Origin of the sequence: Mesorhizobium sp. ISC15, assembly GCF_037162615.1 — a bacterium.
GTDB classification, from domain to species: Bacteria; Pseudomonadota; Alphaproteobacteria; order Rhizobiales; family Rhizobiaceae; genus Mesorhizobium; species Mesorhizobium mediterraneum.
The window spans coordinates 987,535-1,013,808 of sequence record NZ_JAVSPX010000001.1 but is presented as its reverse complement, the minus strand read 5'-3'; the positions used below and the strand labels follow the sequence as shown (position 1 = coordinate 1,013,808).

Genomic DNA, 26,274 nt, shown 5'->3' with positions numbered 1-26,274 from the left:
TTTTCCTGGAATTGCTCCAGCTCAAGCCGCCGCCGCGCCGAACCAGCCGATCACCGCGCCAATGATAAGCAGCACACCAAGCCAGTGGCCGCAGTCTATGATGGTCAGGTCCCAGCCGAAACCCTCGTAACGATGATTGACGGAAAGCGTCGTGGCGACGAATCCCAGCCAGAGAACGAAGCCGAAGACCAGCCCGGCAATGAGGCTCGGCTCGCCGCCGGTCATTGCTCCGATGACCAGGGACATGACGAGCGCCATGACAATTTCCGCGACGAAGCTGATGACGAAGGGCAACGGCGATTTACTCATGGTCGCCGGATCAAGCTTGGCGGCTTTGAGCCAGGGCTTGCTCAAGCCCATGTACCAGGCGGCGCCGAACAACCACGCCACCACGGCGGCGACGATAACCGCCAGCCAGTTTACTGCGGAAAAATCCATGATTTCCCCTCCCGGAAGCATGTCCCCCAAACCCTGCCCTCGGGCATGACCCGAGGGTCCCAGTGGTTTTGGGACAACGCCGTGCATAGTCTCAAAATCGACGCGTGATGGAACGCCCGTTCGGCCGTGTCGTCAAGCAAAGCGCCAGACGGTCGTGCGCTTGACCAGGGAATCCTCCAGCGCCCGGGTCACCGCCACTTCGTAGACGGCAAGCGGTTCCAGCCCCGTCTTCGGCAGATAGGAGCGGCCGGGATCGCCAACGAAGATGTCGGCGCCGCGCGACTTCAGTGTCGCGAACCACGGCATCAGCCTGTCGGCGAAGGACTTGTCGTAGAACACGTCGCCGGCCAGAACCACATCCCAGCCCGCATCGGTTCCGATGCAGTCCGAGCCGAGGAATTTGATCCGGACATCATTGGCCTCGGCATTGAGGCGGATCGCGGTCGCGCAGAACGGGTCGATGTCGGCGGCGATCACCTCCGCCGCGCCGGCCTTCACTGCGGCAATGGCGACAAGGCCGGAACCGGAGGCGAAGTCGAGCACGCGCTTGCCGTACACATCAGACGGATTGTCGAGGATGTAGCGGGCAAGGCCTTGGCCGCCGGCCCAGGCAAAGGCCCAGAAGGGCGGGGGCAGGCCGATTTCGGCCAGTTCGTCCTCGGTCCGCTGCCACAGATCATGCGCCTCGTCGGCCAGATGCAGCAGGATCTCCGGCACATGCGGCGGCGCCATCAGCGTCGTGTTGTCGAGGATGAAATTCTTCGCGCTGTTTGGCGTCAGCGCCGTCACGGCGCCGGCGTCAGGTCGCCCATGCGGCAGACCTCTTTCCATTCGGCCGGCGTCACCGGCTGCACGGAAAGCCGTCCGAGCCGGACCAGTGCCATCTCGGCAAGCTTGGGATTGGCCTTGACCTGTTCCAGCGTCACCGGCTTCGGCATATCCTTGACGGCACGGATATCAACGCATTCCCAACGCGGATCGTCGGTGGTGCTGTCCTGATGGGCCAGCCCGCAGACCTCGGCGATGCCGACCACGTCGAGCCCGTCATTGGAATGGTAGAAGAAGCCGAGATCGCCGATCTGCATCGCCTTCATGTTGTTGCGCGCCGCATAGTTGCGCACGCCGTCCCATTGCGTGCCGGCCTTGCCCTTCGCCTTCAGCGCTTCAAAGGAGAAGACCGAGGGTTCCGATTTGAACAGCCAGTAGTTCATCGTTTTTGCTCCTCCTGAAGGCTGGAAATCAGCTACAGCGCCGCGCGTCTCTCAGACGCGCAAAGGACGCTGCAGCACTTTGATTTGCGCATGATCCCCAGCGAAAATCGATTCCGATTTTCGGGGTCATGCGCTCGCCGGCTTGTTGAAGGTCCAGTTCCATTGCCTGATTTCGACGCTTTCGAACAGCCCGGCCTTGGCGTAGGGGTCTGCCGCCGACAGGGCCTCTGCCGCGGCCAGATCGGGCGCCTCGACCACGACGAGGCTGCCGTTCGGCTTGCCGTCGGCGTCGAGGAACGGACCGGCGAAGGCCAGCTTCTTCTCGCCGTTCAATCTTTCCAGGAAGGCAATATGCTCGGGCCGCGTATCGAGCCGCACCTGCAGGTTTTCAGGCTTGTCCTTGCAAATCAACGCAAACAGCATTTTTCGATCTCCGGATTGTTCGAGATTTATCGCATCGGCCCGAAAATCGGAATCGATTTTCGGAAAGCACGATGCGCAGGTTCAAAGTTGTTAGAGCGTACTTTGTGCGTCCAAGCGGACGCACGTCGCTCTAAACATCGGTTTCGGTCTTCAGCGGCCTTGTCATCAGCGCCGACACAGCCTGGCGAATGGTGATCGTGCCGTCCAATATGGCGGCGACGGCGGTGATGATTGGCGCGTCGATCCGACGCTCGGCGGCGATGCGGGCGGCGATCGCCGCCGTCGGCACGCCTTCGGCCAAGGGCAGCCCGGCAAGCGGCTTGCCTTGCCCCAGCGCCAGCCCGTAGGCGAAATTGCGCGACTGGGCGGACGAGCAGGTGAGCAGCAGGTCGCCGAGGCCGGAAAGCCCCATCAGCGTTTCCGGTCTGGCGCCGAACGCAGCACCGATGCGACGCAATTCGACAAAGCCGCGCGTCACCATGGCGGCCTGGGCGCTGGCGCCGAGCCCGGCGCCGGTGACCGCGCCGGCGGCAATGGCGAAGACGTTCTTCAGCGCGCCACCGATCTCGACGCCGATGAGATCGTCGCTCGAATAGCAGCGCAGGTTCTGCGCGGAGAAGCGGGCGGCAAGATCGGCCGCCAGACCCTCGTTGCGGGCCGCGACCACCACGGCCGTCGGCAGGCCCCTGGCAACGTCGGTGGCGAAGCTCGGGCCGGACAGGGCGGCAACCGGGTTTTCAGGCAGAATCTCTTCGACTATCGCCGACAGCAGCGCGCCAGTGTCGCGCTCGATGCCCTTGGCGCAGAGGACCAGCGGGACGTCTTTCGGCATATGGGTCTTCGCGGTCGCCAGCATGGCGCGCAGCGACTGCGCCGGCGCCACCGCCAGCACGCAGTCGGCGCCGTCGAGCGCGGCCTCGATGTCGCTCGTTGCCACGATACCGGCCTGGAGCGCGATGCCCGGCAGATAGCGCGGATTTTCGCCACGGTCGATCGCGGCGACGGTCTCCGGGTCGCGCGCATAGAGGCGGACGAAATGACCGGCTCGCAGCATGGCCAGCGCCAGCGCCGTGCCCCAGGCGCCGCCGCCAAGCACCGCGACGCGCCAGCCGCTTGGCGCCCTGTCCTCGCCGCCGGTCATGCCTTGGCTCCACGCCGGCCCGAGCCGACCATCGGGGCGGAGATGCTGTCCAGCGGCCAGCGCGAGCGCGGCACGAAATCGGCGGTGTTTTCACCCGCGATGCCGGCGCGCAGCCGCTCGATGCCGGCCCAGGCGATCATCGCCGCATTGTCGGTGCAGAGTTTGAGCGGCGGCGCGACGAAAGCAAAGCCGGCTTTTTCGCACAAGGCTTCCAGCGTCGCCTTGATCGTCCGGTTGGCAGCGACACCGCCGGCGACAACGAGCGCAGGTTTCGCCTCGCCTGGAAACTCCTGACGGAATCGGTTCAGCGCTCTCGAAACACGATCATCCAGCGCATCCGCCACTGCCGCCTGGAATGAGGCGCAGATGTCGGCGACGTCCTGGTCGCTCAATGGGGCGATGGCCGTCGCTGCCTGGCGCACGGCGGTCTTCAACCCGGAAAAGGAGAAATCGGGCTGCGCCGAGCCCTTCATCGGCCGCGGGAAGGCGAAGCGCGTGGCGTCGCCGGTCGCCGCCACCTTCTCGACATTCGGTCCGCCGGGATAGGGCAGGCCAAGCATCTTGGCCGTCTTATCGAAGGCTTCGCCGAGCGCATCGTCGATGGTTGTCGCCCAGCGCTGATAGTCGCCGACGCCACGCACGGCGACGATCTGCGTGTGACCGCCGGACACCAGCAGCAACAGGTAGGGAAAATCGAGACCGTCTGTCAGCCGCGCGGTCAGCGCGTGGCCTTCGAGGTGGTTGATGGCGATCAGCGGCTTGTTTGCGGCCGCGGCAATGGCTTTCGCCGTCATCAGGCCGACGATCAGCCCGCCGACGAGGCCGGGGCCGGCGGTCGCGGCGATCGCGTCGATGTCGGCGAGATCGACGCCCGAATCGGCCAGCGCTGCCTCGATGATGCCGTCCAGCGCCTCGACATGGGCACGTGCGGCGATTTCCGGCACGACGCCGCCGAAGGCGGCATGCTCCTCGATCTGGCTGAGCACGATATCGGACAGGATTTTGGGTGCGCCGCCGCCATCCAGCGTCACCACGCTGGCGGCGGTCTCGTCGCAACTCGTCTCAATGCCCAGAACGCGGATCAATTCGTCGCTGTCCCTAGAAGATTGTACAACCGGGCTTTCCCCGGTAGGAGAAGGCCCGGCAAAGCCCTCGCCTGAAATGTTCTGGCCGGGTTATCACGGACCGCGCGCCATGCAAACAACCTTGAAAATCGGAACACGCGGCAGCCCGCTGGCGCTGGCGCAGGCGCATGAAACGCAGGCGCGGCTAATGGCCGCGCATGGCATGCCGGTTGAGGCGTTCGAGGTGGTTGTCATCTCGACCAGTGGCGACCGCATCCAGGACCGGCCGCTGTCGGAAGCCGGCGGCAAAGGGCTGTTCACCAAGGAGATCGAGGAAGCGCTGCTGGCGCGCCGTATCGACATCGCCGTGCATTCGTCGAAAGACATGCCGACGGTGTTGCCCGACGGGCTGGAGCTGTCCGCCTTCCTGCCGCGCGAGGATGCCCGCGACGCTTTCGTCGGCAAAGCGGCGAAGACAATCGCCGGACTGCCGCAGGGCGCGAAGGTCGGCTCGTCGTCGCTCAGGCGTCAGGCATTGATTCGGCGCATGCGGCCGGACCTCGACGTGGTGATGTTCCGCGGCAATGTGCAGACGCGGCTGCGCAAGCTCGACGAGGGCATCGCCGACGGCACCATCCTCGCCTATGCCGGGCTGAAGCGGCTTGCCCTGGAGCATGTCGTCACCGACCTGATGCCGCTCGACACCTTTCCGCCGGCGCCCGGGCAAGGTGCCATCTGCATCGAAAGCCGTATCGGCGACCGCGATGTGGAAAGGATGCTGACGGCAATCCATGACGTGCCGACCGGACAGGCTCTGGCCTGCGAGCGCGCCTTCCTGGCGGCGCTCGACGGGTCGTGCCGCACGCCGATCGCCGGCCATGCGGTCATCGCCAACGGAACCGTCTTCTTCGCTGGGCTGATCATCTCGCCGGACGGCACGCAATCACATGAGGTCGAGGCGGAAGGCCCGGCGCAAGATGCCGCCCGCATCGGCAACGAAGCTGCTAGGACCGTGCGGGCCAAGGCCGGCGAAAAATTCTTCGACGGCTGGGCCTGACATGGTTCGCGTCCTGGTGACGAGGCCGGAACCGGGCGCCTCGCGCACAATGCGGCGGCTTGAGGACCGGGGGTTTAAGCCGATCCCGCTGCCATTGACCGAAACGGTGGCTCTGCCCGTCGACGTGGAGGGGGTCGCAAACAATGCCGTGGCCGTTGCGGTCACCAGCGCCAATGCCGTGCGCCATGCGCCGAGGGAAATTATCGCGGCGCTCGCCGCTTTGCCCTGCCATGCCGTCGGCAGAAGGACGGCAGAAGCGGCCCGCGCTGCGGGATTCTTGTCCGTCAGCGAAGGCCCCGGCGATGCCGAGGCGCTGGCGGATGCGCTTGCCGGCGGCTTCATGGCAAAGACGATCATCTATCTGTGTGGACGCGTGCGGTTTCCGGCGTTCGAGGCGCGGCTGAAGGCCGCTTGTGTCGCCGTCCGCGCCATCGAGACCTACGACACAGTCACCCTGGACCATTCGGACGCCGCAATCCTTGCATGCCTGTCCGGCCAGCCGGTTGAAGCGGTGCTTCTTTATTCGGCCAAGGCGGCGACAGCGATGCAGGCCCTGGCTGGCCGGCCGGCGCTGCGTGGTCTTTTTGAAGAGACATGGTTTTTCGTCCTGTCCGGACGTATCGCCGCAGCCTTGGAGGCTGTCGCCTCAGAAAAGCTCCGGGTTGCGCCGGAGCCCAGCGAGGAGGCGTTGCTGGAACTTTTGCGGACGTGGCGTTGACCCCGTGTCATCACGCCGCCCCTTTTCACCGCTTGGTGATGTGCTAGACCCTTTCTGAACCATCCCGAAGCGAATTTTGCGGAGCCCAAGCATGGTCAAGACGCCGAAGATGCGGCATTCGAAAAGCCGTCGCGAGCCTGTGACCATCGAGCTCGAACCCGGGGCCGTCTCGCGCGTTGCCGACGAGAATGCCGCCAACGGGCGGACCGACGAGGCGAAAGCGGAGGAGGCGGCGAACGCGTCGCAGCCGGGTGCGCCTGAAGAACCCATGCATGCCGACCAGACCGACATCGAGCCGTGGGAACATGCCGATGCGGCCCCGCCCGCCGGTCCGGAAGAGCCGGCAGAGGGCGGCACCAAAGGTCCTGAAGGACCCAAACCGACTTATCCGGCCGGCTCAGACGCATCGGCGAAACGGGCCTTCGACTACAGCTTCGACGACGCATCTGCCAAAGCCAGCGGGATGGGGGCCAAAGGAGCGCCGAAGGAAGCCCAGGCAGGGGATGAAGGCATGGCAGCACAGCCGAGGCGTGGCGGCATCAACGGCATCGCTGCCGGCATTGTCGGCGGCGTCATCGCGCTCGCCGCCGCCGGAGGGCTGCAGTTTGCCGGCCTGCTCGGCGCGCCGGGTTCGGGCGGCGTGTCGCTCGATGGCGTCAATGGCGAAATCGCTTCGCTGAAGAGCGAGATTGCCGGGCTCAAGGACACAGCCGGCAACAATGATGCGTCGGCCAAGGTGGACGGGTTGTCGTCGGCCCTGGATCAGGTCAAGACGGATGTCGCGGCGCTGAAATCGGCGGTCGAGCAGGGTGGGGCCGGCGACACTGCCGGGCTTGCTGCCCTTGGCGACAAAGTCAGGCAGATCGAGACGACTGTTGCTGCCCTTGGTCAGGCAGGCAATACGGCGCCGGTCGATCTCGGGCCGCTCAACGAAAAGCTGGCCGGGCTCGACGCGGCGGTGAAATCCGCCGGTGAGGCGGCATCGGCGCAGGAAGGCCGGCTTGCGGCGCTGGAACAGTCAGTGTCGCAGCTTTCCGGCAAGGTCGAGGCACAGGCGGGACAGCCGAAGATCGCGCTCGCCATCGCCGCTTCGGCGCTGAAGGCAGCAGTCGACGGCGGTGCGCCGTTCGCCGCCGAGCTCGAAACGTTTGCGGCGATTTCACCGGGCGCACCGGAGATCGCAACCTTGCGTCCCTACGCCGAAAAGGGCGTTTCGACCCGTGCCGAGATCGCCGCCGAAGTGCCCGCCGCGGCCAATGCCATGGTCGCTGCCTCCGAGCCCGTCGACCAGAATGCCGGCTTCCTGCAGAACCTTTTGTCGAGCGCCGAATCACTGGTCAAGGTCAGGCCGATCGGTGCCGTCGAAGGCGCCGGCGCGCCGGAAACCGTCGCGCGCATGGAGGTGGCGGTCAGCCAGGGCGACTACGCCAAGGCGCTCAGTGAATACGATACACTGCCCGAGGCGGTGAAGGCCGCCGGCGCCGACTTTGCCGGCAAACTGAAGGCGCGGATCGAGGTCGAGACACAGGTCGACGCGTTGATCGCTGGTGCGATGAAGGCGTGAGGAAAACCCGATGATTCGCATTCTGCTTTTCCTCGCCGTCGTTTTCGCGCTCGGGCTGGGTTTCGCCTGGCTGGCCGACCGGCCGGGCGAGATGGTCGTCACCTTCAGCGGCTATCAGTATCAGGTCAGCCTGATGGTGGCGGCGGTGGCGGTCGTCGCCGTGGTTGCCGCGGTGATGATCGTCTGGTGGCTGATCAAGTCACTGTGGAACAGCCCCTACACCATCTCGCGCTATTTCCGCGTGCGCCGCCGCGACCGTGGCTATCAGGCGCTATCGACCGGCATGATCGCCGCCGGCGCCGGTGACGGAGCACTCGCCCGCAAGAAGACCAAGGAAGCGGCAAAGCTGATCCGCTCTGACCAGGAGCCGTTGATCCAGCTGCTGGAGGCGCAAGCCTCGCTGCTCGAAGGCGACCACGACGGCGCCCGCGAAAAGTTCGAGACCATGCTCGACGATCCCGAAATGCGGCTGCTTGGCCTGCGCGGGCTTTATCTCGAGGCCGAACGCCTCGGCGATCGCAACGCGGCGCGCCACTATGCCGGCCGCGCCGCGGCGATGGCGCCGCAGCTGGCCTGGGCCGCCGAATCGACGCTGGAAGACCTGACCGGGCGCGGCGACTGGGACGGCGCGCTGAAACTGGTCGAGGCGCAGAAATCGACGCGCCAGATCGAGCGCGACGCCGCCAACCGGCGCCGCGCCGTGCTGCTCACCGCCAAGGCGCAGGCGCTGATCGACAGCGATCCCAATGCCGCCAAAACCGCTGCTCTCGAGGCCAATCGACTGCGGCCGGATTTCGCGCCGGCGGCGGTCGTCGCAGCCAAACTGCTGTTCAGGCAGAACGATGTGCGCAAGGGCGCGAAGATCCTCGAAGCGGCGTGGAAAGCCGAGCCGCATCCGGAGATCGCCGAGCTTTACACCCACGCCCGGCCTGCCGATGCCGTCCTCGACCGTCTGAACCGGGCGAAGAAGCTGCAGGAGATGAAGAAGAACCACGCCGAATCCTCGCTGACGGTGGCGCGCGCCGCGCTCGATGCGCAAGATTACAAGACCGCCCGCCAGGAGGCCGAGGCAGCCATTCGCATGGATCGCCGCGAAGGCGCCTATCTGCTTCTGGCCGACATCGAGGAGGCCGAGACCGGCGATCAGGGCAAGGTGCGGCAGCTTCTGTCCAAGGCGGTGCGTGCACCGCGCGATCCGGCCTGGGTTGCCGACGGCCTCGTCTCCGAACGATGGGCGCCGGTGTCGCCGATCACCGGCAGGCTCGACGCCTTCGAATGGCGGGCACCGATGGAGCGGCTCGGTCAGCTCATCGACAGTAATGAGGACGCGGCGGATGCCACGGTGCCGACCATTGCGGCGCCCATCAAGCCGGCAAAGGAAAATGTGATCGAGCTGAACCCCGCTGCTTCGACCGAAAGACCGATCACTGCGATGGCATCGGAAAGCGGCGAAGACCAGGTTACGCCGGTCACCGCCACGGCCTTTGCCGCGGTGCCGCCGGATGCCGAAGCTGTCGAACCGGCGGAGGAACTGGCCCGGCTGCCCGACGATCCCGGCGTCGATCCGGACGACGAAGACCAAAAATCACCACGCAAGTTTCGATTGTTTTGATCTGGCCGAGCTTGTTAGTTTTGGCCGATGGGAAGTAAGAATCACATGTTCGAACGTGTTCTGTCGTTTCTGAAGGACCTGCCGGCAGGTGGCAGCGCCCGCAACAACGCCGATGATCCGCGCGTTGCCGCATCCGCCCTTCTCTACCATGTGATGAGTGCCGACGGCGTGCGTCAGGATGCCGAATGGGAGCGCTTCAAGGCGGTGCTGGCGGAAAGCTATTCAATCAGCGGCGACGAGCTCGACGCGCTGGCCGCCGCCGGCGAGCGGGCCGACAATGAGGCGGTCGACCTTTATGCCTTCACCAGCGTGTTGAAGCGTCAGCTCGACGCGGACGCGCGAAAAGCCTTCATCGGCCTGATGTGGGAAATCGTCTATGCCGACGGCGAATTGCACGAACTCGAGGACAATATCGTCTGGCGGGTCGCCGAGCTGATCGGCGTTGAACGCCGCGACCGCGTCGAGGCGCGCCGCAAGGCGGCGGCCGAAGCGCCGGGCGCCACCGGAACGTCGAGCGACGAATAGACGGGATACCCATGCCATTCACACCGAGGTCGAGACCAAAAATCCTGATCGTGCTGCATCAGGAGAGTTCGAGCCCCGGGCGCGTCGGCCACATGCTTATCGAAGAAGGCTTCGACCTCGATCTCCGCTGCCCGCCGCTCGGCGACGCCTTGCCGGAAACACTGGACGGTCATGCCGGAGCCGTGGTGTTCGGCGGACCGATGAGCGCCAATGACGAGGACGACTTCGTCCGCCGCGAGACCGACTGGCTGAAAGTTCCGCTCAGGGAGAACCGGCCGTTGCTCGGCATCTGCCTCGGCGCGCAGATGCTGGTCAATCATCTTGGCGGCAAGGTCGAGAGTCATGGCGAGGGGCTGGTCGAGATCGGCTGGTATCCGCTGAGGGCGACGGAGGATGGCCGGAAGCTGATGCACTGGCCTGACATGGTCTACCAGTTTCACCGTGAGGGCTTTTCGCTGCCGCGGGACGCGACGCTGCTGGCGACGGCCGAGACCTATCCCAACCAGGCCTTTCGTTATGGCGACAATGCCTGGGGCATCCAGTTCCATGGCGAATTGACCCGGGCGATGATGCAGCGCTGGGTCGTTCGCGGCGCGCACCGCTTCGAGTTGCCCGGCGCGCAGCCCGGCCGCGACCATCTCGGCGGCCGGCTGATCTGGGACATGCATCTGAAGCGCTGGCTCGGCGAATTCCTGCAGACGATCTTCGGCAGGCCCGCACTGTCCTAATCTAGTCAAACAGCTGACCCTTTGTGAGACGCGCTCGCTGGTCGCCCTTCGTCATTGTCGTCGTATTGCGCTCAGCTGAGTTCTTGGGCGAGCCCGATGAGAAGCCCTCCAGGCCCGCGGATATAGCAGAGCCGATACACGTTTTTATACTGGACTACTTCGCCTACGAGCTGCGCGCCGCGATTGCGGAGCCTTTCAAGCGTCTCGTCAATGTTGTCCACGGCGAACATGACGCGGAGATAGCCTAGAGCATTAACCGGGGCGTTGCGGTGATCCGCGACGGCAGGCGGCGTGAGGAAGCGGGATAGCTCGAGCCGGCCGTGGCCGTCCGGCGTGCGCATCATGGCAATCTCGACGCGCTGATCGCCCAGTCCAGTGACACGTCCGGCCCATTCTCCTTCGATCGTGCCCCGCCCTTCGAGCTCAAGGCCGAGCTCGCGAAAGAAATCAATCGTCCCTCCGAGGTCATCGACGACGATTCCTACGTTGTCCATCCGTTTGAGCGCCATGTGTCCAATCTACAAGGTGTCATCCTAGGCCGTAAACTCATAAAACTGCTTGCCGGGTGAGCATTCAGGGCTCTGGGAGGGAGCCTTGTGATGCGTCGCTGGTTGATCTGAGGGATTTTGCTCTTCGCTACTGGAGTAAAGGGTTATGTGTCTACGGCCTAGCGTATGCCGGGGCCTGCGCTTCTGGCGACCATTGCGACGATTGTTTCGAAGAGTTCGTCCCGCGCTTGCGCGGCCGTGATTTCTGCGGTCGCGGCAGCATAGGACAGGGCCTCGGCTGCACCGAGCATCGCCCAAAGGCCCGCTGAAGCGACAGCACCAGTTCCGGCGAATGGGGCAAGCGCAATCCGGCACCTCTCGATGAACGCCGTCTCGCAGTCGCGCTTGATCCTTTCAAGCTCAGGCGAACCGGCCAACGCAGCGATGACACCGGGTATCTCGCGGCCTTGGAGAAGCACGCAGTCGACATAGGAAGACGCGATAACCGCGGCTCTGCCCGCCAAGGTCGGTTCGCTCGCCTGAAGCGCGGCGTCCATGAGCGCATTCTGGCGCGCGTCGAATTCCCGATAGAGCGCCGCCAGCAGCCCGGACCGCGTGCCGAAATGGTCGTAAACGACGGGTTTTGTAACAGCCGACTGCTCGGCCAGCCGTCCGAGCGTCAGGGCTTCCGTTCCTTCTTCCCCAATCAGCCGCCATGCGACGTCCAGAAGCTGGCGATGCCGTTCCTCTCGCGACAGCCGGCGACGCGGTCGCGGATGGGAAGCCTGATCACTCATTTCGGCGCTTGACATGGCTATATACCAAAAGTAACTTACTAAGAGTATATAAGTTTGGTCGTTCGGCCGCAACCAACCAGCAGGAGTTTTCGATATGCACGCGCTCATCGTTATCGCGCATCCCGATCCCAGCTCGCTCAGCCATAGCGTCGCCAGGCATGTCGCCGAGGGTGTGTCCCTGTCCGATCCCGGCAATTCCTTCGAAATTGCGGATCTTGCGGCGGAAGGCTTCGATCCGAGGTTCACCGCGACGGATCTCGCCGTCCATCGCAGGGAGACGCCGCCCTCAGCCGATGTTGCCGCCGAGCAAGCGAGGATTGATCGCGCCGATGCCCTCGTGCTGGTCTATCCCGTCTACTGGTGGTCGATGCCGGGGCTTCTCAAGGGATGGATCGATCGGGTATTCGCAAATGGCTGGGCTTACGATGAAGGCCCAGACGCCAAACTGGTGAAGAGGCTTCGCCACCTCCGGGCTCATCTGGTTGCCATCGGAGGCGCCAACCTGCGAACCTATGCGCGGCACGGCTATTTCGGAGCCATGAAGACGCAGATCGACCATGGCATCTTCGATTACTGTGGCGCGTCCGTCGTGACGTCCGAGCTGCTGCTCGGCTCGGAGACGCAGGATCCAGCCTCTAATTTCGGCGCCGCGCGCGCCATCGGCGGCAACCTCTTCAAGGCATCCGCGCGAGGCGCGGAGGCAGCTTGAGCGCGTAGCGCACCGGCAGCACATGGCACGGTGTTCGCGGCCCCCGTGCCTGGATCAGTGCCGCCTGAAGCGCCTACAACTCCTGCCGGTTCGACCGAAGCCGGAGTCGTTAATGTTGACGTCAGACCGGCAGGCCGTTCTGCTTTCGTAGGCTTTTGTCGAATGCGGATGCCGGGACGAAACGGCGCAGGAAACTGACCTGGCGTGCCATTTTTCCCGCCGCATAGCGCCTCCTCGGAACGGAATCGGTCGCTGCTTTCAAGACCGTCCCGGCTACAATTTCGGGAGCATCACCTGTTTCCATCGCTTTGCGCAGGATCACATCCATGCCAGCGCGCGCAGCGTCATAGATCTCAAGCAACTGGTCCGGCCTGGCGAGATTTTCTTCAAATGACGTTCGGGTATAGGCGGGCTCGACCAACACGACGCGAATTCCAAAAGGGCGCAGTTCGTGGTCGAGCGATTCGGAATAGCCCTCGATGGCATGTTTGGTCGACGCATAGAGCGCGGAATAAGGTGCTGGGATTAAACCCAACACAGAACTCAAATTGACGATTCTGCCCTTCCCTTGACGGCGCATTGCCGGCAGGACCGCGTTGGTCACGCGCAGAACGCCGAAGACGTTCACGTCGAACAGCGCCTGAGCCTGGACGGTCGAGGACTCCTCCGCGCCGCCGAGCAGGCCGACGCCGGCATTGTTGACGAGCAGGTCGATACGCCCGGCTTCAGCCAACACGTCATCGACCAGTTTCGCAACGGACGCGTCATCGGTGACGTCGCAGGTCAGCATGGTAACGCCGTCGGATCGTTCGGCGACCGCACGACGGCTGGTTCCGAACACGCGAAAGCCCGCGTTCTGAAGGGCCTTGGCCGTTGCGTGCCCGATGCCGGTGGATGCCCCCGTCACCAGGGCGACGCCTAGATTGGTCTTGTTCATGGAAATCACTTCTTTCTTTGTGCTGGATTTGCCGGCTGCAGGCGTGCGCAAATGGAGATAGGCGCACGCCCCGCGATCCGATGAGGCCATTACTCGGCAATGGCCCCAGTTTGCTGGTTGGACACTGATCCCACCTCGGTGACGGTAAGCTTGTCGCCGGAGCGCGAAATCTCGAGGTTTTGCTCAGGCTCGCCCAATTTCCGCGGCACGGATATCGTAGCCGACTGCCCTTCGGCGAGAGTGGCCGAGAAGCGCAAGGGAATCCCGGTCTCTCCTTCCGCTATCGTTGCGATCACCCGATAGCCGTCATTTTCGTCGGTGTAGTGTACGACGCCGCGAAAACCGCCGAGATCGATACTCTCCCCGGCCATGGCCGACAACTCACCGGCATGCAACGGGGACGCGGCCAGGAAGAATGCCGCCACGCCACCGATAAGGTTGATCATCGCGAGGCTCCGTTTGGATGGCGCCGATCTCGGCCGGCCTGCGGCGACATAATGCGCGGATTGCACGCGCTGACGGTTAAGTTCTGGATGGGCGGCGCCAAGGTTGGTCCTGTTCATGGAAGTCACTCCTTCTTTGTGCTGGATTGCATTTCAAAAAGATGTTACTATCATTTCGATATCAAGTCACTATCAAAATGATATGAACATGAAAAATCTTTCCGATGCCTTTTGCCCGATCGCCCGCGGCCTCACCTGCGTCGGCGATGCGTGGAGCATGTTGATCCTTCGCGACGCGAGCCTGGGCCTCACGCGCTTTGACGAGTTCCGGAAAAGTCTGGGCATCGTCCCCACCATTCTGACCCGACGGCTGGCGACGCTGACGGAAGAGGGACTTCTGGAAAAGCGGCGCTACTCGGAGCGGCCTCCGCGCGATGAGTATGTGCTGACGGCGGCCGGACGCGATTTTTTGCCGGTGCTCATCTTACTGGGTGCGTGGGGACGCCAGTACCGCGGCGAAGGCAGGTTGGCGCGATACATCGATGCAGAGACAGGAGAAGAAATCGAGCCGGTGGCCGTGGATGCCGTCAGTGGGGCAAAGATCGGCACCCGCCCGATTCGCGTTGCAACACCCGAATAGCATCCGCGATCGCAAGCGCCGGGCTGCCAGGCGGTCGGAAGTCAATCACCGGACTCTGCGATGCTTGCGCCGGCCAGCTGGTCCGTCCAGCGCCGGAATAGCGCGCTGGCATTGACGCCTCCGAAGCCGAAGCCGTTGGAGATCGCGTAGTCCATTCCCATCGGCCGGGCTTGGTTTGCGACGAAGTCGATCCCGTCGCCCGCTGGATCCGGAGCGCTCAAATTAAGGGTTGGCGGCGCCACTTGATCCCTCAGCGCCAGGATTGCGAAGATGGCTCCAAGCCCGCCGGCGGCTCCGAGCAGGTGTCCGGTCGCCGATTTGGTTGCGCTGACAGCTATGCTGGAATCTGCGCCGAAGATTCTTTTGATCGCCTCGATTTCCCCGAGATCACCGACTGGCGTGGAGGTCGCGTGCGCATTGAGATGAGATACCTCACGCGCCGAAATGCCGGCTTGGGCAATCGCGATCTCCATGGCTCGGCGCGCGCCGTCGCCGTCCTCGGGACCGGAGGTGACGTGATGAGCATCCGCCGTCGTGCCGTAGCCGACGAGCTCGGCGAGTGGTTTCGCGCCGCGCGCAAGCGCGTGGCTCAGTTCCTCGATAATCAGGATGCCGGCCCCTTCACCCATGACGAAGCCGTCCCGCGACGTGTCGAAGGGGCGCGAGGCTTGAGCCGGCGTCTCATTGAAGCCGGTGGAAAGAGAGCGTGCGGCAGCAAACCCACCGAGACTGACGATGTTCATGCAATGCTTCCGTGCCGCCGCACACGGCGATATCGGCTTCATTGGCGCGGATAAGACGGGCCGCGTCGCCGATCGCCTGGATGCCGGCCGCGCACGCCGTCACCGGTGCGCCGAGTGGCCCCTTGAGACCATAGCGGATCGAGATGTGGCCTGCCGCGAGGTTAACCAGGAAGGACGGCACCGTAAAAGGCGAGAGACGGCGGACGCCGCGCCCGTCGACCGTGCGCACCGCCTCGGTTATGGCTGGGAACCCGCCGACCCCTGAAGCGATGATCGTTGCCGTGCGCAGGCGATCCGTTTCCAAGGCAGGCTTCCATTTCGCCTGCGCAAGCGCCTCTTCTGCCGCCGCCAGCGCAAAGAGAATGAACCGATCCACCTTGCGCCGATCTTTCGCAGCCAGGATGGCATCGGGATCGAAACCAGCGTCCGGATCTTCTTCCAAGGAGGGAACCACGCCGCCGATCTTCGCCGGCAGGTCTCCCACGACATCGTCCGAAAGCCTCCGGATACCCGAGCGACCGGCCAGGAGGCGCTACCAGGACGCTTCGACATTGGCAGCAAGGGGCGTGACCGCTCCCATGCCTGTAACAACAATGCGTCGCATCTGCTCTCCTATCAATTTGGGTGCGCCGCCAGCATTGCCTACGCCGTTCAAGCGGCGACTGCTTCGCGAACCTGGTCGGTCGCCGCATCCAGAAAGGCCTGGGCGAGATCGGGGTCGTTGACGACCCGCGAAAGCAGCACCGCGCCGACCATTGTCGAGAGAATGGCCATGGCCTTGCCGCCGGCCTCCTCGCCGTCGGCCTCGCCAACCCAACTGCCGAGCATCTTAAGATATTCCCTGATCCCGGCCTCGAATGACGCCTTGACCTCGGCACCCTGTCTGGCGGCATCCGAGCCGAGCGCCACGACCGGGCAGCCGTCCATCTTTTCTCCGCGATGGCCCATGCTGAGGTAGAATGCGATCACCGCGCCGAGCGGATCCTCAGGCTTTGCCGCAGTCGCGGCCGACCATCGGTGAGTGGCGCTCTCCATCGCCCGCCTGGACGCCTGCGCCGCCAGGTCCTCCTTTGATGCGAACTGCTTGTAAAAGGCGCCCTGGGTCAGACCGGCTCCCTTCATAAGATCTTTAAGGCCGATGCCGTCAAAGCCGCGCTCCCGAAAAAGGCGGCTTGCCACATTGATCACGGTTTCACGGTTTTCCGCGGCCTGCACGCGACTCACGCGCATCATCATCTCCTTTTTTTAGATTGCATTCGTAATCTATAACCCTTATAGAGGACGAACGCAATCTATTTCGAGATGAGCCGATGGGCATGAAAACGAGACCCGCCATCTTGCTGGCGGGCGTGGCGGCGAACGTCGTCAAAAATCACCGGACGGGAGCGCCACACGGTGCCCTCGATCACGCCACCGAATAAGTTTGGAGGAGAGGTCAAATGCTATACAGTTATTTTGTCGAGAAATCGATCCGACAGAGCTTCGACCACGTCAACAACCATCGCTGGAATGCGGCGGTGAAAGCACTCGTACCGCGTGTCCGTCACCGCGTTTCCGGCGCCCACGCGCTTGGTGGTGAGCGCCACGACAAAGAAGCCGTGCGCCGCTGGTTTGAGCGCCTCGGCCGCGTCCTGCCTAATCTCCATCTCACGGTCAACCACATCTGGGTGAAGGGCTGGCCGTGGCATACCACCGTGTTTGCCCAGTGGGACGGCACCGCAACGCTGCTCAACGGCGACGCGTCGTACGTCAACCGTGGTCTCCACGTGTTCACCCTGCGGTGGGGCAGGGTCTATGCACTCGAGGAATTTTACGATTCACAAGCAGCGGCTCGCGGTCTTGCCGCCCAAGCGGCAGCTGGCCTCGATGAAGCTGCCGCCGAACAAATTGTAAGTTAGCCAAAGCGCGATCGCTCAGCCATAGCATCGCCAGGCATGTCGCCGAGGGTGTGTCTCTGCCCGACCCGGCCTTCGAGATGCCGCGGGCCCGCGCCCGGATCAGTGCGCTCTGGATCAGTTTCGCCCGTTGAGGTGGCGCACCTTGCGCAGCTGCGGGAACAGCACCGCCCACAACCCGGCGACAATGACTGCGCCGACGCCGCCAATCACCACCGCGGGCACGGTGCCGATCAACGCCGCCATGGTGCCTGCGCGGAATTCGCCGAGCTCGTTGGAGGCGCCAACGAAAACCTGGTTGACGGCGTTGACGCGACCGCGCACCTGGTCCGGGGTCCAGAGCTGGATCAGCGTCTCTCTGATATAGACGCTGAACATATCGGTGGCGCCGAGCAAGGCGAGTGCGGCGATCGATAGCCAGGTGATGGTGGAGAGGCCGAACACCACGGTAAAGGTGCCGAACAGCGCGACGAAGCCGAGCATGACCAGGCCGGCGTGGTTGCGGATCGGATGTCCGGCCAGCCAGATGGCAACGCAGATGGCGCCGATGCCCGGTGCCGAGCGCAACAGTCCGAGGCCCCACGGGCCGAGTTCGAGGATGTCGCGCGCGTAGACCGGCAGCAGTGCTGTGGCGCCGGACAAAAGCACGGCGAACAGGTCGAGCGAAATGGCGCCGAGCACGATCTTCTCGCTCCAGATATAGCCGAAGCCGGCAAACAGGGTCTGCATCGTCGGCTTGTCGGTCTCGCTGCGCTGGGCAGGTTTCGGGATGGTGAAGATCAACACCGCGGCGACAAGCATCAGAACGGCAGCCGTGCCGTATGCCGCTTCCGCCGAAAGCCCGTAGAGCAGGCCGCCGGCGACGGGTCCAATGATGGTTGCCGTCTGCCAGGCTGACGAATTCCAGGCGATTGCGTTGCCAAAATCCTCTGGTGGCACGAGATTGGCGAACAGCGACGCTGCGGCCGGCCCGAAGAAGGCGCGCGCGATGCCGAACATGGCGAGCACGCCGAAGATCAAGCCCGGTCCGCTAAGGCCGCGCAGCGTCAGCAGCAGCAGAGCCAGCGCGCAGATCGCCTCCAGCAGGACCGTCAGCGCCATAATCAGACGGCGTCCGAAACGGTCGGCGACCACCCCGGTGACCAGCACCAGCAGCAGCGAAGGCAGGAACTGGACAATGCCGACAAGCCCGAGATCGAACGGATCACGGGTCAGGTCATACACCTGCCAGCCGACGGCGACGGATACGATCTGGGTGGCGAATGTGGAGAGGAAGCGCGCCGCCCAATAGCTCAGGAAGGGTTTGTGGCGGAAGGCGGCATAGCGCTGGTCGGGCGATGTTTGTTCGGCTGTCATTTGTGAATGGCCCCGGCGAGACTGTGTATCGGCCGGCGGGGCTTCCACAATGGGCGCTGGTCCGACCACAGCGCTTTTTAGCGCAGTTCGGTGCGGGGCGCGCGCAAAAATCGGCTCTGGATCAAGGGTTTCCAGGTGAGATTGGCGAAATACTTTTCGAAGGCGTCCTTCTCCCCGTCACTATACGGGGAGAAGTGCCCGGCAGGGCGATGAGGGGCAGCGCAAACCTGAAGCGATCAGGGAGATGTCCGCCGGGCTTCGAACGGCGTGTCAGACCGTGGCCTTGGGCTTCCTGGTCTTCTTGACGGGCGCCGGCGGGGCGGCCTTACGGCCGAGGCCGATTGCCTTCGCCAGTTGCGAGCGCGAGGCCGCATAGTTGGGGGCAACCATCGGATAGTCGGCCGGCAAGCCCCATTTGGCGCGGTAGGCGTCCGGTGTCAGCCCGAAATGAACACCGATATGGCGCTTCAGGGATTTGAACTTCTTGCCGTCCTCAAGGCAGACGATGTAGTCCGGCGTTACCGATTTCTTGGGGTTGACCGCGGGGATCAGCGGCGCTGCCACCGGAACGGCGGGTTGTCCGAGTCCACCTATCGACGCGCTGACGCTCGCGATGAGATCGCCGAGGCCGGAAGCGGGCAAGCGGTTCTTCTCGACGTAGGCGGACACTATGTGAGCGGTCAGCTCGAGAAGGTCGATGTCCTTGCGGGCCTTGTTGCTGTCGTCGGTCAATCTATTTTCTCCGTCCGTGGGGGTCATAGAGTTCCTAGTCGGCAAATCTGCGTAACGCAATGACGCCGAGCCACGTCGCACATTATTTTGAATAACAATACTAACGGCAGGGTCGGTTCAACAGGTCTGACCCCAACCACCATAATATCAGATAATCAGGGATTTGTCGCGCCACAGTCGAAACCCACCTTCGAAGGCGCGTGTGTTGTCGCCGCGCCTGCAACCGGCAGGCAACTCGTCGAGTTCGTCGACATTGCCGCCGCCGATGACCACATAGTCAGGCTGCATGGCGGCGCGAAGCCGCTCGATGACGTCGAAGACGTGCTTGCGCCATTTCTTCCTGCCGCGCTTCTCCAGGCCGCGTTCGCCGACATAGTCCTCGAAACTGCGGCCTTTCTTATAAGGAAGATGCGCGAGCTCCATCGGCTGGGCGACGTTGTCGACGATCATCGCAGCACCCAAGCCTGTTCCCAGACCCAGGAACAGCATGCGCCCACCCTCGTAGCTGCCGACGGCCTGCATCAGTGCGTCGTTGATCACCTTAACCGGCTTGCCGAACTGTGCGGCAAAGTCGAATCCGACCCAGCCCTTGCCGAGATTGGCCGGGTCGGTCAGCGGCCTGTTGTGATGCACCGGTCCGGGATAACCCATCGAGACGACGTCGTAGGGCAAGCCATCGGCGAGCGCCTGCACGGCCGTGATCATCTGTTGCGGCGTCAGCCCGGGTCCGGAATCGGCCTTGCGCTCCTCGCCGCCGGCGCTGGTGAGGATCTTGACATGGGAGCCGCCGATATCGATCGCAAGCACGATCTTTTCGCTCTCCGGTGCCGGCTTCTTCGCCGCTTTGGCCATTGCGTCGCCTCCCGAGATCATTTCGCCGGATTGATCCAGCCGTTCGGCGGTCCAAACCCGGCCATTGCATCGGCAGGACCCCATGTCCCCGGGTCATAAAGCGGGGGCGGCGTGGTGTCGCCGAGCACCGGGCCGACGATCCGCCAGGCAAGCTCGCTGGCGTCTTGGCGGGTGAACAGCTGGCCGTTGCCGTTCATGGCATCGCCGATCAGCCGCTCATAGGGCGGCATCTCGCCCTTGCTGTCGTCGAGCGCCGTCAGCTCGACCTGCTCGCCGATCATGTCGTCACCGGCGGCCTTGCGCTGGGCGCCGATCGAGATCGCTACTTGCGGATCGATGCGGAAGCGCACGTGGTTGGCGTCGTCGGGCTTGATCGGGTCGAAGACGTCGAGCGGCGGCCGCTTCAGCCGCACGATTACCTCGGTGGCGTGCACCGGCATCGATTTGCCGGCGCGGATGAAGAAGGGCACGTCCTGCCAGCGCCATGTATCGACGAAGAAACGCACCGCTGCGAAGGTCTCGACCGGCGAGTTTGGCGCGACACCCGGCTCGCTGAGATAGCCTTTGAACTGGCCGCGCACGACATCGTCTTTGGTCAGTGTCCGGATTGCCCGCAGAACCTGCACCTTCTCGTCGATCAGATCGTCAGCCGAGCGGCCGACGGGCGGTTCCATGGCGAGCAGCAACAGGATGTTGAGCAAATGGTTCTCGATGACGTCGCGGATGCAGCCGACCTCGTCGTAGAAGCGGCCGCGGCCTTCGACGCCGAAATCCTCGGCCATGGTGATTTGCACGCTTTCGACGAAATTGCGGTTCCAGATCGGCTCGAGAAAGGAATTGGCGAAGCGGAAATAGAGCAGGTTCTGGATCGCCTCCTTGCCGAGATAATGGTCGATACGGAAGATCGACTGCTCGTCGAACACCAGGTGCAGGACCCGGTTCAGCCAGCGCGCCGATTGTAGATCGTGACCGAAGGGCTTTTCCACCATCAGGCGCGCACCCTGGGCCGCGCCCGACTGCTCCAGCCCCTGGATGACCGTCTCGAACATGGTCGGCGGCACCGCCAGATAGTGCAGGGGATGCTGCGCGGTCCCCAGCACGCTTTTCAGCTTCTCGAATGTCGCAGCGCCACGGTAGTCGCCGCTGACATAGCGAAGCAGCGAGGCGAGTTTCGCGAAGATTTTTTCGTCGACCTTGCCGGTCGCCTTGACGATGCCGTCGCGGGCTCGCGCCTGCAACTGCTGCAGGTCCCAGGCGTCGAAAGCGACGCCGATCACCGGCTCGGTGAGCGTTCCCTTGGCGACCATGGCGTAAAGTGCGGGGAAGATCTTCTTGTGGGCGAGATCGCCGGTTGCCCCGAAAAGCACCAGCGTATCGGACCGTTCCAGGCTCATGAGCGTGTCTCCCCCGTCACGAGCCGGCCTTCGGCTTTTCGACATGGCCGCCGAAAGCGTAACGCATGGCGGATAGCAGCTTGTCGGCGAACTCGGATTCGCCTTGCGAGGAGAAGCGGTCGAACAGGGCTGAGGACAGAACCGGCGCCGGCACGCCGGTGTCGATGGCCGCCTTCAGCGTCCAGCGGCCTTCGCCAGAATCCGAAACCCGGCCGCCGAACTGCGTCAGCCCCGAATCGGCCTTCAATACGCCCGCCGTCAGATCGAGCAGCCAGGAGCCGATGACGCTGCCATGCCGCCAGACCTCGGCCACCTCAGCGATATCGATGTCGAACTGGTAATATTGGGGATTTTCCAATGGACTGGTTTCAGCATCGGCCGTCCGCTGCCGCTTGCCCGCATTGGCCGACTTCAAAATGTTCATGCCCTCGGCATAGGCGGCCATGACGCCGTATTCGATGCCGTTGTGGACCATCTTGACGAAGTGGCCGGCGCCGCTTGGTCCGCAGTGGAGATAACCGAACGGGGCCGTTCCGGCATCCTTTCCCGGAGCAAGTGCCCCGGCATCGGTGCCCGGCGCCAGGGTCGCGAAGACCGGGTCGAGATGCTGGACCGCGCTGTCGGGGCCGCCGATCATTAGGCAATAGCCGCGCTCGAGGCCCCAGACGCCGCCGCTGGTGCCGACATCGACATAGCTCAGGCCTTTCAAGGCCAGACGCGCTGCATGGTCGACAGCCTCGTGATAATAGGAATTGCCGCCATCGATGATGATGTCGCCCGGCTCCATCAATGCGGCCACCTGATCGACGATTCGGCCGGTGATCGCCGCCGGCAGCATCAGCCAGGCGCTGCGCGGCTTGGTCAGCTTGCCGACGAACTCCTCCATCGACGCCGCTCCGATCGCGCCTGCCGTCACAAGGGCTGCGACGCTGGCCGGGTTGATGTCGTAGACCACGCATTCGTGACCATCGCGCAGCAGGCGCCGCACCATATTGGCGCCCATCCTGCCCAGTCCCATCATTCCGATCTGCATGTTTCTCGTCCTGATTCTTGAGGGATAGAAAACCTATTGGCTCTATTGTTGGAGCATGATCTTTTCCGAAAACCGGGTTCCACTTTTCGGGATCATGCTCTAATCCAGCTTGTCGATACCGATGGAAAAGTCGACATTCTCCCAACGGCCGGCATCGGACCAGAAAAAAGTAAAGACGATCGTATTGCCCGGCGAAACATCGGCAACCGGCAGATCCGTGAGATGGATGCCGAAGGCATTCTCGGTCGTCTCGGCGTCATGGGCGGTCGCCCAATTGTCGCTGCTCCAATGCACCACCGCTCGGGCCAGCAGCTCGACGCGCAGCATCTTGCCGGCGGGCAGGATGCGGACCTTGTGGTTGAAGCGCCATGTCCGGCGCGGCGACACGGTCCTGTCCTCGATGTAGCGCTTCACGCCTTGCGGCGGCATGTCGAAGACGGCGCCGTCGCTCAGCGAACGCAGCAGCTTGATGTGCTCCGAATGCGCCCAGACCAGCGGCATGGCGCTGCCCGATGGTCGGCCGCGCCACAATTCCCTTTCCGGCATGTCGGGACCGTCCCAGACCTGCTCGGGCAGCAGGCCGCCAGACCCGGCCGAGGCCTCGAACGTCTTCAGCAGGCTCGCCGCTCTGTCCTTGCGCCCCGCCGCCAGCTCGTAATGCGCGCGCTCGCCGGTGAGCAGCGGCCAAGCGCGACCCTGCCCGGTCCCGTCGAAGGGCGCGCCGTCGGCGTGTTCGCCGTAGCCGTCGCCGCTATAGCGATACCAGACAGGCCCCTGCGGCAGGTCGCAGCGCAGCCGCGCATCGATGACCTTGATCGTGTCGACGATGCGCGGATCGTCGGCGGCCCTGAGGCCGAAGCGGACGAGCGCCAGCGCATCCGGGCTGACGATCGCCTCGGCCGGCCGGTCGCTATCGCCAGGCGGCCGGTTCTTGATTGGGACATAGCCGTGTTTCGGTGACGCCGCGCCGGCGGTGTCGGGCGGCGCAATGCGGACGTAATAGCCTTTGACGCCAACCTCTTCGCACAGCGGAGTGCCCGTGACATAGGTCCAGCGCTCGATCTGGTCGTTCCAGACATCGGCGGTTTCACGCAGATAATTTGCCGGCTCTGCTTTGCCGCAAACACCGAACATGTCGGCCGCCGCAAGCAGCGCTGCGATCTCGACGGCAAGCGTGAACGGGCTGTAGCCGGCGTCCTCCTCCCAGCGGTCCTCGCCGGTGACCGGACCATTGCGCACGACATAGGAAGCGGCGCGCTCGATCATCGGCATGAAGGCGAGCAGCTTGGCGTGCGGCAGGTGCCCGGCCCGGCGCAGCGCGTCGGCGAGCAACAATGGGAACGCGCATTCGTCCATCTGGATGCCGGGCCAATAGGCAGTGCCGTCGAGCCAGGCATTCTGCGGCCAATGGCCGTTCGGCTGCTGGATGGAGCGGAGATAGGCGAGAATCTCAAGCGCTTGCGCTGGATCGCCGGCGGCCAGGAAGCCGCCTGCCGTTTCGACCAGATCGCGCGGCCAGACCAGGTGATAGCCGCCAAGATCGTCGTCGCCCATGCTGAAGCCCCATGGGATCGACAGGCTGGCGACGGCTGCACCGGATTTCGCGGACGACCGGTGCGCTGCCAAAACAGCCGTGCTGACGCGATAGGTGTTGATCCCGGACACTGCATGCCGGTCGAGCGGAAGCAACCCTTTCTGCCATTTGCGCCATTTTTCGACATAGACCTCGGCAGCGGCATCGAAGCCTTGCTTCAAGCTGGCGGAAGCAACCCCCGCCGCCTCTTGCGGTGTTGCCCCAAAACCCAGCGCCAGCAAGACTTTTGGGTTCTCGGCCGAAAAGCCAATCTCCCCTGTCAGCGCTACATTGCCGTTCTCTGCCCTTTGATAAGCCGGATCGAACCGGCCGTCACAATGGAGTTGCTGCCAGCCGTCGGAGGCGCCGACATAGCCGGCCGAGCAGGCTCCCCAAGGCAGCGACGAGGCGAGCGCCAAGTAAACACCACGCCCCGATGCAAACAGGACAGGCTTTCCCTCGTAGTCGTCGACCCAGGCGGTATTGCCCATGCCGGCGTTGACCAGATGCGGCGCCAGCAGCGCGTAGACGCGGTGATCGGCAACCGTGCCTCTCAGCAGCGTGAAGCTGATTTCCTGCAGCAAAACGGGACGTTCCGGATCCGTAATGATCCGCTTTTCGATCCGGTAGGTGCCATCAGCCGCGGTGTTGACCAACCTGTAGGCGGGCACGCCGTCCTCGAACGGCTCGATGCTGTGTTCGGCATCGCGCTTCTCTTCCGAGAAATAGCCGCCCGGTCCCGTGACGACCAACCCCATGTCGCGCGTGCAGGCGCTGTCCAGGTGGGGATAGTAGATCTCGTTGAGGATGCCGTGGCTGATCGTGAACCAGACGCGGCTAGCCAGTGAAAGCGCGGTGCCGACACCGCTCTTGGCGCTCGAGGTCCAGCGCGCCGCAATTCCGGGTGCGCCCGGCGCATCAGTCGGCGTCACTGCCATTCGATTTCGGCCTCCAGACCCTTCCCTAGCCCATGAACCAAAGGCTTTTCAATCATGCACCGCAAGTTGATCGCCAACTCTGCGCGGATTGCAGTTGACAGCTTGCGAGCCATCTGCATTTGTCTGACAATAGATAAAAAACAGGGACGCGAATTTTAACAACCATCAGCAGTCAACAAAAGATCAGCAACTCAGGGAGGAGTATGACATGAAGAAGATGCTCGTTTTGGGGGCATTCGCGGCGATGCTCGCGTCAGGCACCGCACTGGCCGATACCAGCGACAAGAAGATCGCCTTCTCCAACAACTATGCCGGCAATTCGTGGCGCCAGGCGATGCTCGACAGCTATGCCATCGTCACCAAGAAGGCGGTCGCGGACGGGGTGGTGGCAGCCGCGGACATCTTCACGACGGCCGACAAGGAGGTGCCGACCCAGGCGGCCCAAGTCCAGAACCTGATCCTGCAAGGCTATGACGCGATCGTCATCAACGCCGCCTCGCCGGATGCGCTCAACGGCGCCGTCAAGCAGGCCTGCGATGCCGGCATTGTCGTCGTCTCCTTCGACGGCATTGTCACCGAGCCTTGCGCCTACCGTGTGGTCGTGGACTTCAAGGACATGGGCAAGCAGGAAGTCGAGCAGATGGCCAAGTTCCAGCCCAAGGGCGGCAATCTGCTGGAAATCCGCGGCCTTGCCGGCACGTCGATCGATGACGCCATCCATGCCGGAATTCTGGAAGGCGTCGCCGCTCATCCCGAGTTCAAGATCGTCGGTTCGGTGACCGGTGACTGGGATCAGACCACAGCACAAAAGGCGGTCGCGACGATCCTGCCGTCGCTGCCGGAAATCGTCGGCGTCGTCGATCAGGGCGGCGACGGCTATGGCGCGGCACAAGCCTTCGCCGCCGCCGGCAAGCCGCGCCCGACCATCATCATGGGCAATCGTCAGGACGAGCTGCAATGGTGGAAGGAACAAAAGGACAAGGACGGCTACCAGACCTGGTCGGCCTCCATCGCGCCGGGCGTATCGTCGCTGGCCTTCTGGGTAGCGCAGCAGGTGCTCGACGGCCGCACCGACATCCCGCATGATCTCTTGGTGCCATACCTCGCCTTCACCCAAGATGATTTCGAGGCCGCGCTGCCGAAAATCCCCAAGGGTGGTGTCGCCAGCCACGAATACACACAGGAAGACGCCATCGCGGCGATCAAAGCCAACATCAAGTGAGCATGGCACATCCAATGCCGCACGCGTTGCCGACCGGATAT

27 protein-coding genes and 1 pseudogene are annotated in these 26,274 nt (G+C 63.7%); 10 read left to right on the top strand and 18 right to left on the bottom strand.

What is annotated here, in order from left to right:
- Positions 1–21: 21 nt before the first annotated feature.
- The 6 genes from RPG13_RS05045 to tsaD form a co-directional block, all read right to left on the bottom strand.
- The gene (locus RPG13_RS05045; RefSeq protein ID WP_337124527.1) at positions 22–438 is read right to left on the bottom strand and encodes a DUF1761 domain-containing protein; all 417 of its coding nucleotides are present in this window, start codon (positions 436–438) and stop codon (positions 22–24) included.
- A 132-nt stretch (positions 439–570) separates the two neighbouring features.
- Positions 571–1,170: a class I SAM-dependent methyltransferase gene (locus tag RPG13_RS05040; protein ID WP_337126981.1), complete on the bottom strand. Its 600-nt coding sequence runs from the start codon at positions 1,168–1,170 to the stop codon at positions 571–573.
- Positions 1,171–1,223: 53 nt separating this feature from the next.
- On the bottom strand, positions 1,224–1,649 hold the full coding sequence (locus RPG13_RS05035; RefSeq protein WP_095484931.1) for an EVE domain-containing protein: 426 nt from the start codon (positions 1,647–1,649) through the stop codon (positions 1,224–1,226).
- A gap of 126 nt (positions 1,650–1,775) precedes the next feature.
- Positions 1,776–2,072 carry a YciI-like protein gene (locus RPG13_RS05030; RefSeq protein WP_337124526.1) on the bottom strand — a complete coding sequence of 99 codons (297 nt, stop codon included), beginning with the start codon at positions 2,070–2,072 and terminating at the stop codon, positions 1,776–1,778.
- 130 nt (positions 2,073–2,202) lie between these two features.
- Complete coding sequence (locus tag RPG13_RS05025) at positions 2,203–3,213, bottom strand: NAD(P)H-dependent glycerol-3-phosphate dehydrogenase (RefSeq protein WP_127205864.1); 1,011 nt, start codon at positions 3,211–3,213, stop codon at positions 2,203–2,205.
- Complete coding sequence (gene tsaD, locus RPG13_RS05020) at positions 3,210–4,295, bottom strand: tRNA (adenosine(37)-N6)-threonylcarbamoyltransferase complex transferase subunit TsaD (RefSeq protein ID WP_206072946.1); 1,086 nt, start codon at positions 4,293–4,295, stop codon at positions 3,210–3,212. Before tsaD ends, RPG13_RS05025 begins: the two co-directional genes overlap by 4 nt.
- A 112-nt stretch (positions 4,296–4,407) precedes the next feature.
- Here tsaD and hemC point away from each other — a divergent pair, with 112 nt between their 5' ends.
- The 6 genes from hemC (at position 4,408) to RPG13_RS04990 (ending at position 10,481) form a co-directional block, all read left to right on the top strand.
- Positions 4,408–5,334, top strand: coding sequence for a hydroxymethylbilane synthase (hemC, locus tag RPG13_RS05015; RefSeq protein WP_127205865.1), 927 nt, complete (start codon positions 4,408–4,410; stop codon positions 5,332–5,334).
- A gap of 1 nt (position 5,335) precedes the next feature.
- The gene (locus tag RPG13_RS05010; protein ID WP_128243973.1) at positions 5,336–6,052 is read left to right on the top strand and encodes a uroporphyrinogen-III synthase; all 717 of its coding nucleotides are present in this window, start codon (positions 5,336–5,338) and stop codon (positions 6,050–6,052) included.
- A 91-nt stretch (positions 6,053–6,143) separates the two neighbouring features.
- On the top strand, positions 6,144–7,616 hold the full coding sequence (locus tag RPG13_RS05005; RefSeq protein WP_337124525.1) for a COG4223 family protein: 1,473 nt from the start codon (positions 6,144–6,146) through the stop codon (positions 7,614–7,616).
- Between the two features lie 10 nt (positions 7,617–7,626).
- Positions 7,627–9,228, top strand: a complete 1,602-nt coding sequence (locus tag RPG13_RS05000) for a heme biosynthesis protein HemY (protein WP_337124524.1) — start codon at positions 7,627–7,629, stop codon at positions 9,226–9,228.
- A 45-nt stretch (positions 9,229–9,273) separates the two neighbouring features.
- Positions 9,274–9,753: a tellurite resistance TerB family protein gene (locus tag RPG13_RS04995; protein ID WP_127288239.1), complete on the top strand. Its 480-nt coding sequence runs from the start codon at positions 9,274–9,276 to the stop codon at positions 9,751–9,753.
- 11 nt (positions 9,754–9,764) lie between these two features.
- Positions 9,765–10,481 carry a glutamine amidotransferase gene (locus RPG13_RS04990; RefSeq protein WP_337124523.1) on the top strand — a complete coding sequence of 239 codons (717 nt, stop codon included), beginning with the start codon at positions 9,765–9,767 and terminating at the stop codon, positions 10,479–10,481.
- 71 nt (positions 10,482–10,552) lie between these two features.
- Here the strand turns inward: RPG13_RS04990 and RPG13_RS04985 are convergent, their stop codons facing one another.
- Together RPG13_RS04985 and RPG13_RS04980 are read right to left on the bottom strand one after the other, a co-directional pair.
- Complete coding sequence (locus RPG13_RS04985; protein ID WP_337124522.1) at positions 10,553–10,990, bottom strand: VOC family protein; 438 nt, start codon at positions 10,988–10,990, stop codon at positions 10,553–10,555.
- Positions 10,991–11,148: 158 nt separating this feature from the next.
- A complete protein-coding gene (locus RPG13_RS04980; RefSeq protein WP_337124521.1) occupies positions 11,149–11,781 on the bottom strand; it encodes a TetR/AcrR family transcriptional regulator in 633 nt (210 codons plus the stop codon).
- A 79-nt stretch (positions 11,782–11,860) separates the two neighbouring features.
- Here RPG13_RS04980 and RPG13_RS04975 point away from each other — a divergent pair, with 79 nt between their 5' ends.
- Positions 11,861–12,475 (top strand): NAD(P)H-dependent oxidoreductase, encoded by a 615-nt coding sequence (locus RPG13_RS04975; RefSeq protein WP_337124520.1) that lies wholly within the window; start codon positions 11,861–11,863, stop codon positions 12,473–12,475.
- A 121-nt stretch (positions 12,476–12,596) separates the two neighbouring features.
- Here the strand turns inward: RPG13_RS04975 and RPG13_RS04970 are convergent, their stop codons facing one another.
- Both RPG13_RS04970 and RPG13_RS04965 read right to left on the bottom strand, forming a co-directional pair.
- Positions 12,597–13,412 (bottom strand): oxidoreductase, encoded by an 816-nt coding sequence (locus RPG13_RS04970; RefSeq protein ID WP_292401570.1) that lies wholly within the window; start codon positions 13,410–13,412, stop codon positions 12,597–12,599.
- Between the two features lie 89 nt (positions 13,413–13,501).
- A complete protein-coding gene (locus tag RPG13_RS04965) occupies positions 13,502–13,858 on the bottom strand; it encodes a hypothetical protein (protein WP_127205875.1) in 357 nt (118 codons plus the stop codon).
- Between the two features lie 205 nt (positions 13,859–14,063).
- On the opposite strand from RPG13_RS04965, the gene RPG13_RS04960 reads away from it, so the two are divergent.
- On the top strand, positions 14,064–14,495 hold the full coding sequence (locus RPG13_RS04960; protein ID WP_337126980.1) for a winged helix-turn-helix transcriptional regulator: 432 nt from the start codon (positions 14,064–14,066) through the stop codon (positions 14,493–14,495).
- Between the two features lie 41 nt (positions 14,496–14,536).
- Here the strand turns inward: RPG13_RS04960 and fabF are convergent.
- Together fabF and RPG13_RS04950 are read right to left on the bottom strand one after the other, a co-directional pair.
- Positions 14,537–15,842 (bottom strand): annotated as a pseudogene (fabF, locus tag RPG13_RS04955) (beta-ketoacyl-ACP synthase II).
- 47 nt (positions 15,843–15,889) lie between these two features.
- Positions 15,890–16,468, bottom strand: coding sequence for a TetR/AcrR family transcriptional regulator (locus RPG13_RS04950; RefSeq protein WP_337124519.1), 579 nt, complete (start codon positions 16,466–16,468; stop codon positions 15,890–15,892).
- 209 nt (positions 16,469–16,677) lie between these two features.
- On the opposite strand from RPG13_RS04950, the gene RPG13_RS04945 reads away from it, so the two are divergent.
- Positions 16,678–17,136: a nuclear transport factor 2 family protein gene (locus RPG13_RS04945; protein ID WP_127288248.1), complete on the top strand. Its 459-nt coding sequence runs from the start codon at positions 16,678–16,680 to the stop codon at positions 17,134–17,136.
- 114 nt (positions 17,137–17,250) lie between these two features.
- Here the strand turns inward: RPG13_RS04945 and RPG13_RS04940 are convergent, their stop codons facing one another.
- From RPG13_RS04940 to RPG13_RS04915, 6 genes are all read right to left on the bottom strand, one after another.
- Entirely contained in the window at positions 17,251–18,489 is a 1,239-nt protein-coding gene (locus tag RPG13_RS04940) for an MFS transporter (RefSeq protein ID WP_126104380.1), read from the bottom strand.
- Positions 18,490–18,759: 270 nt separating this feature from the next.
- Positions 18,760–19,221, bottom strand: a complete 462-nt coding sequence (locus RPG13_RS04935) for a MucR family transcriptional regulator (protein ID WP_095485124.1) — start codon at positions 19,219–19,221, stop codon at positions 18,760–18,762.
- A 147-nt stretch (positions 19,222–19,368) separates the two neighbouring features.
- On the bottom strand, positions 19,369–20,073 hold the full coding sequence (locus RPG13_RS04930) for an ROK family protein (protein ID WP_292501756.1): 705 nt from the start codon (positions 20,071–20,073) through the stop codon (positions 19,369–19,371).
- A gap of 17 nt (positions 20,074–20,090) precedes the next feature.
- A complete protein-coding gene (gene zwf / locus RPG13_RS04925; protein WP_292501759.1) occupies positions 20,091–21,467 on the bottom strand; it encodes a glucose-6-phosphate dehydrogenase in 1,377 nt (458 codons plus the stop codon).
- A 16-nt stretch (positions 21,468–21,483) separates the two neighbouring features.
- A complete protein-coding gene (gnd, locus tag RPG13_RS04920; protein ID WP_095484949.1) occupies positions 21,484–22,500 on the bottom strand; it encodes a phosphogluconate dehydrogenase (NAD(+)-dependent, decarboxylating) in 1,017 nt (338 codons plus the stop codon).
- 99 nt (positions 22,501–22,599) lie between these two features.
- Positions 22,600–25,011 carry a glucan 1,4-alpha-glucosidase gene (locus RPG13_RS04915; RefSeq protein WP_337124518.1) on the bottom strand — a complete coding sequence of 804 codons (2,412 nt, stop codon included), beginning with the start codon at positions 25,009–25,011 and terminating at the stop codon, positions 22,600–22,602.
- A 208-nt stretch (positions 25,012–25,219) separates the two neighbouring features.
- Here RPG13_RS04915 and RPG13_RS04910 point away from each other — a divergent pair, with 208 nt between their 5' ends.
- The gene (locus tag RPG13_RS04910) at positions 25,220–26,233 is read left to right on the top strand and encodes a substrate-binding domain-containing protein (protein WP_127288251.1); all 1,014 of its coding nucleotides are present in this window, start codon (positions 25,220–25,222) and stop codon (positions 26,231–26,233) included.
- Positions 26,234–26,274 lie beyond the last annotated feature (41 nt).

What these genes read in the sequence shown, in the direction of transcription:
- RPG13_RS05045 (WP_337124527.1), bottom strand. Translation starts at nt 438, where the DNA reads ATGGATTTTTCCGCAGTAAACTGGCTGGCGGTTATCGTCGCCGCCGTG.
- RPG13_RS05040 (WP_337126981.1), bottom strand. Translation starts at nt 1,170, where the DNA reads ATGGCGCCGCCGCATGTGCCGGAGATCCTGCTGCATCTGGCCGACGAG.
- RPG13_RS05035 (WP_095484931.1), bottom strand. Translation starts at nt 1,649, where the DNA reads ATGAACTACTGGCTGTTCAAATCGGAACCCTCGGTCTTCTCCTTTGAA.
- RPG13_RS05030 (WP_337124526.1), bottom strand. Translation starts at nt 2,072, where the DNA reads ATGCTGTTTGCGTTGATTTGCAAGGACAAGCCTGAAAACCTGCAGGTG.
- RPG13_RS05025 (WP_127205864.1), bottom strand. Translation starts at nt 3,213, where the DNA reads ATGACCGGCGGCGAGGACAGGGCGCCAAGCGGCTGGCGCGTCGCGGTG.
- hemC (WP_127205865.1), top strand. Translation starts at nt 4,408, where the DNA reads ATGCAAACAACCTTGAAAATCGGAACACGCGGCAGCCCGCTGGCGCTG.
- RPG13_RS05010 (WP_128243973.1), top strand. Translation starts at nt 5,336, where the DNA reads ATGGTTCGCGTCCTGGTGACGAGGCCGGAACCGGGCGCCTCGCGCACA.
- RPG13_RS05005 (WP_337124525.1), top strand. Translation starts at nt 6,144, where the DNA reads ATGGTCAAGACGCCGAAGATGCGGCATTCGAAAAGCCGTCGCGAGCCT.
- RPG13_RS05000 (WP_337124524.1), top strand. Translation starts at nt 7,627, where the DNA reads ATGATTCGCATTCTGCTTTTCCTCGCCGTCGTTTTCGCGCTCGGGCTG.
- RPG13_RS04995 (WP_127288239.1), top strand. Translation starts at nt 9,274, where the DNA reads ATGTTCGAACGTGTTCTGTCGTTTCTGAAGGACCTGCCGGCAGGTGGC.
- RPG13_RS04990 (WP_337124523.1), top strand. Translation starts at nt 9,765, where the DNA reads ATGCCATTCACACCGAGGTCGAGACCAAAAATCCTGATCGTGCTGCAT.
- RPG13_RS04985 (WP_337124522.1), bottom strand. Translation starts at nt 10,990, where the DNA reads ATGGCGCTCAAACGGATGGACAACGTAGGAATCGTCGTCGATGACCTC.
- RPG13_RS04980 (WP_337124521.1), bottom strand. Translation starts at nt 11,781, where the DNA reads ATGTCAAGCGCCGAAATGAGTGATCAGGCTTCCCATCCGCGACCGCGT.
- RPG13_RS04975 (WP_337124520.1), top strand. Translation starts at nt 11,861, where the DNA reads ATGCACGCGCTCATCGTTATCGCGCATCCCGATCCCAGCTCGCTCAGC.
- RPG13_RS04970 (WP_292401570.1), bottom strand. Translation starts at nt 13,412, where the DNA reads ATGAACAAGACCAATCTAGGCGTCGCCCTGGTGACGGGGGCATCCACC.
- RPG13_RS04965 (WP_127205875.1), bottom strand. Translation starts at nt 13,858, where the DNA reads ATGATCAACCTTATCGGTGGCGTGGCGGCATTCTTCCTGGCCGCGTCC.
- RPG13_RS04960 (WP_337126980.1), top strand. Translation starts at nt 14,064, where the DNA reads ATGAAAAATCTTTCCGATGCCTTTTGCCCGATCGCCCGCGGCCTCACC.
- RPG13_RS04950 (WP_337124519.1), bottom strand. Translation starts at nt 16,468, where the DNA reads ATGCGCGTGAGTCGCGTGCAGGCCGCGGAAAACCGTGAAACCGTGATC.
- RPG13_RS04945 (WP_127288248.1), top strand. Translation starts at nt 16,678, where the DNA reads ATGCTATACAGTTATTTTGTCGAGAAATCGATCCGACAGAGCTTCGAC.
- RPG13_RS04940 (WP_126104380.1), bottom strand. Translation starts at nt 18,489, where the DNA reads ATGACAGCCGAACAAACATCGCCCGACCAGCGCTATGCCGCCTTCCGC.
- RPG13_RS04930 (WP_292501756.1), bottom strand. Translation starts at nt 20,073, where the DNA reads ATGGCCAAAGCGGCGAAGAAGCCGGCACCGGAGAGCGAAAAGATCGTG.
- zwf (WP_292501759.1), bottom strand. Translation starts at nt 21,467, where the DNA reads ATGAGCCTGGAACGGTCCGATACGCTGGTGCTTTTCGGGGCAACCGGC.
- gnd (WP_095484949.1), bottom strand. Translation starts at nt 22,500, where the DNA reads ATGCAGATCGGAATGATGGGACTGGGCAGGATGGGCGCCAATATGGTG.
- RPG13_RS04915 (WP_337124518.1), bottom strand. Translation starts at nt 25,011, where the DNA reads ATGGCAGTGACGCCGACTGATGCGCCGGGCGCACCCGGAATTGCGGCG.
- RPG13_RS04910 (WP_127288251.1), top strand. Translation starts at nt 25,220, where the DNA reads ATGAAGAAGATGCTCGTTTTGGGGGCATTCGCGGCGATGCTCGCGTCA.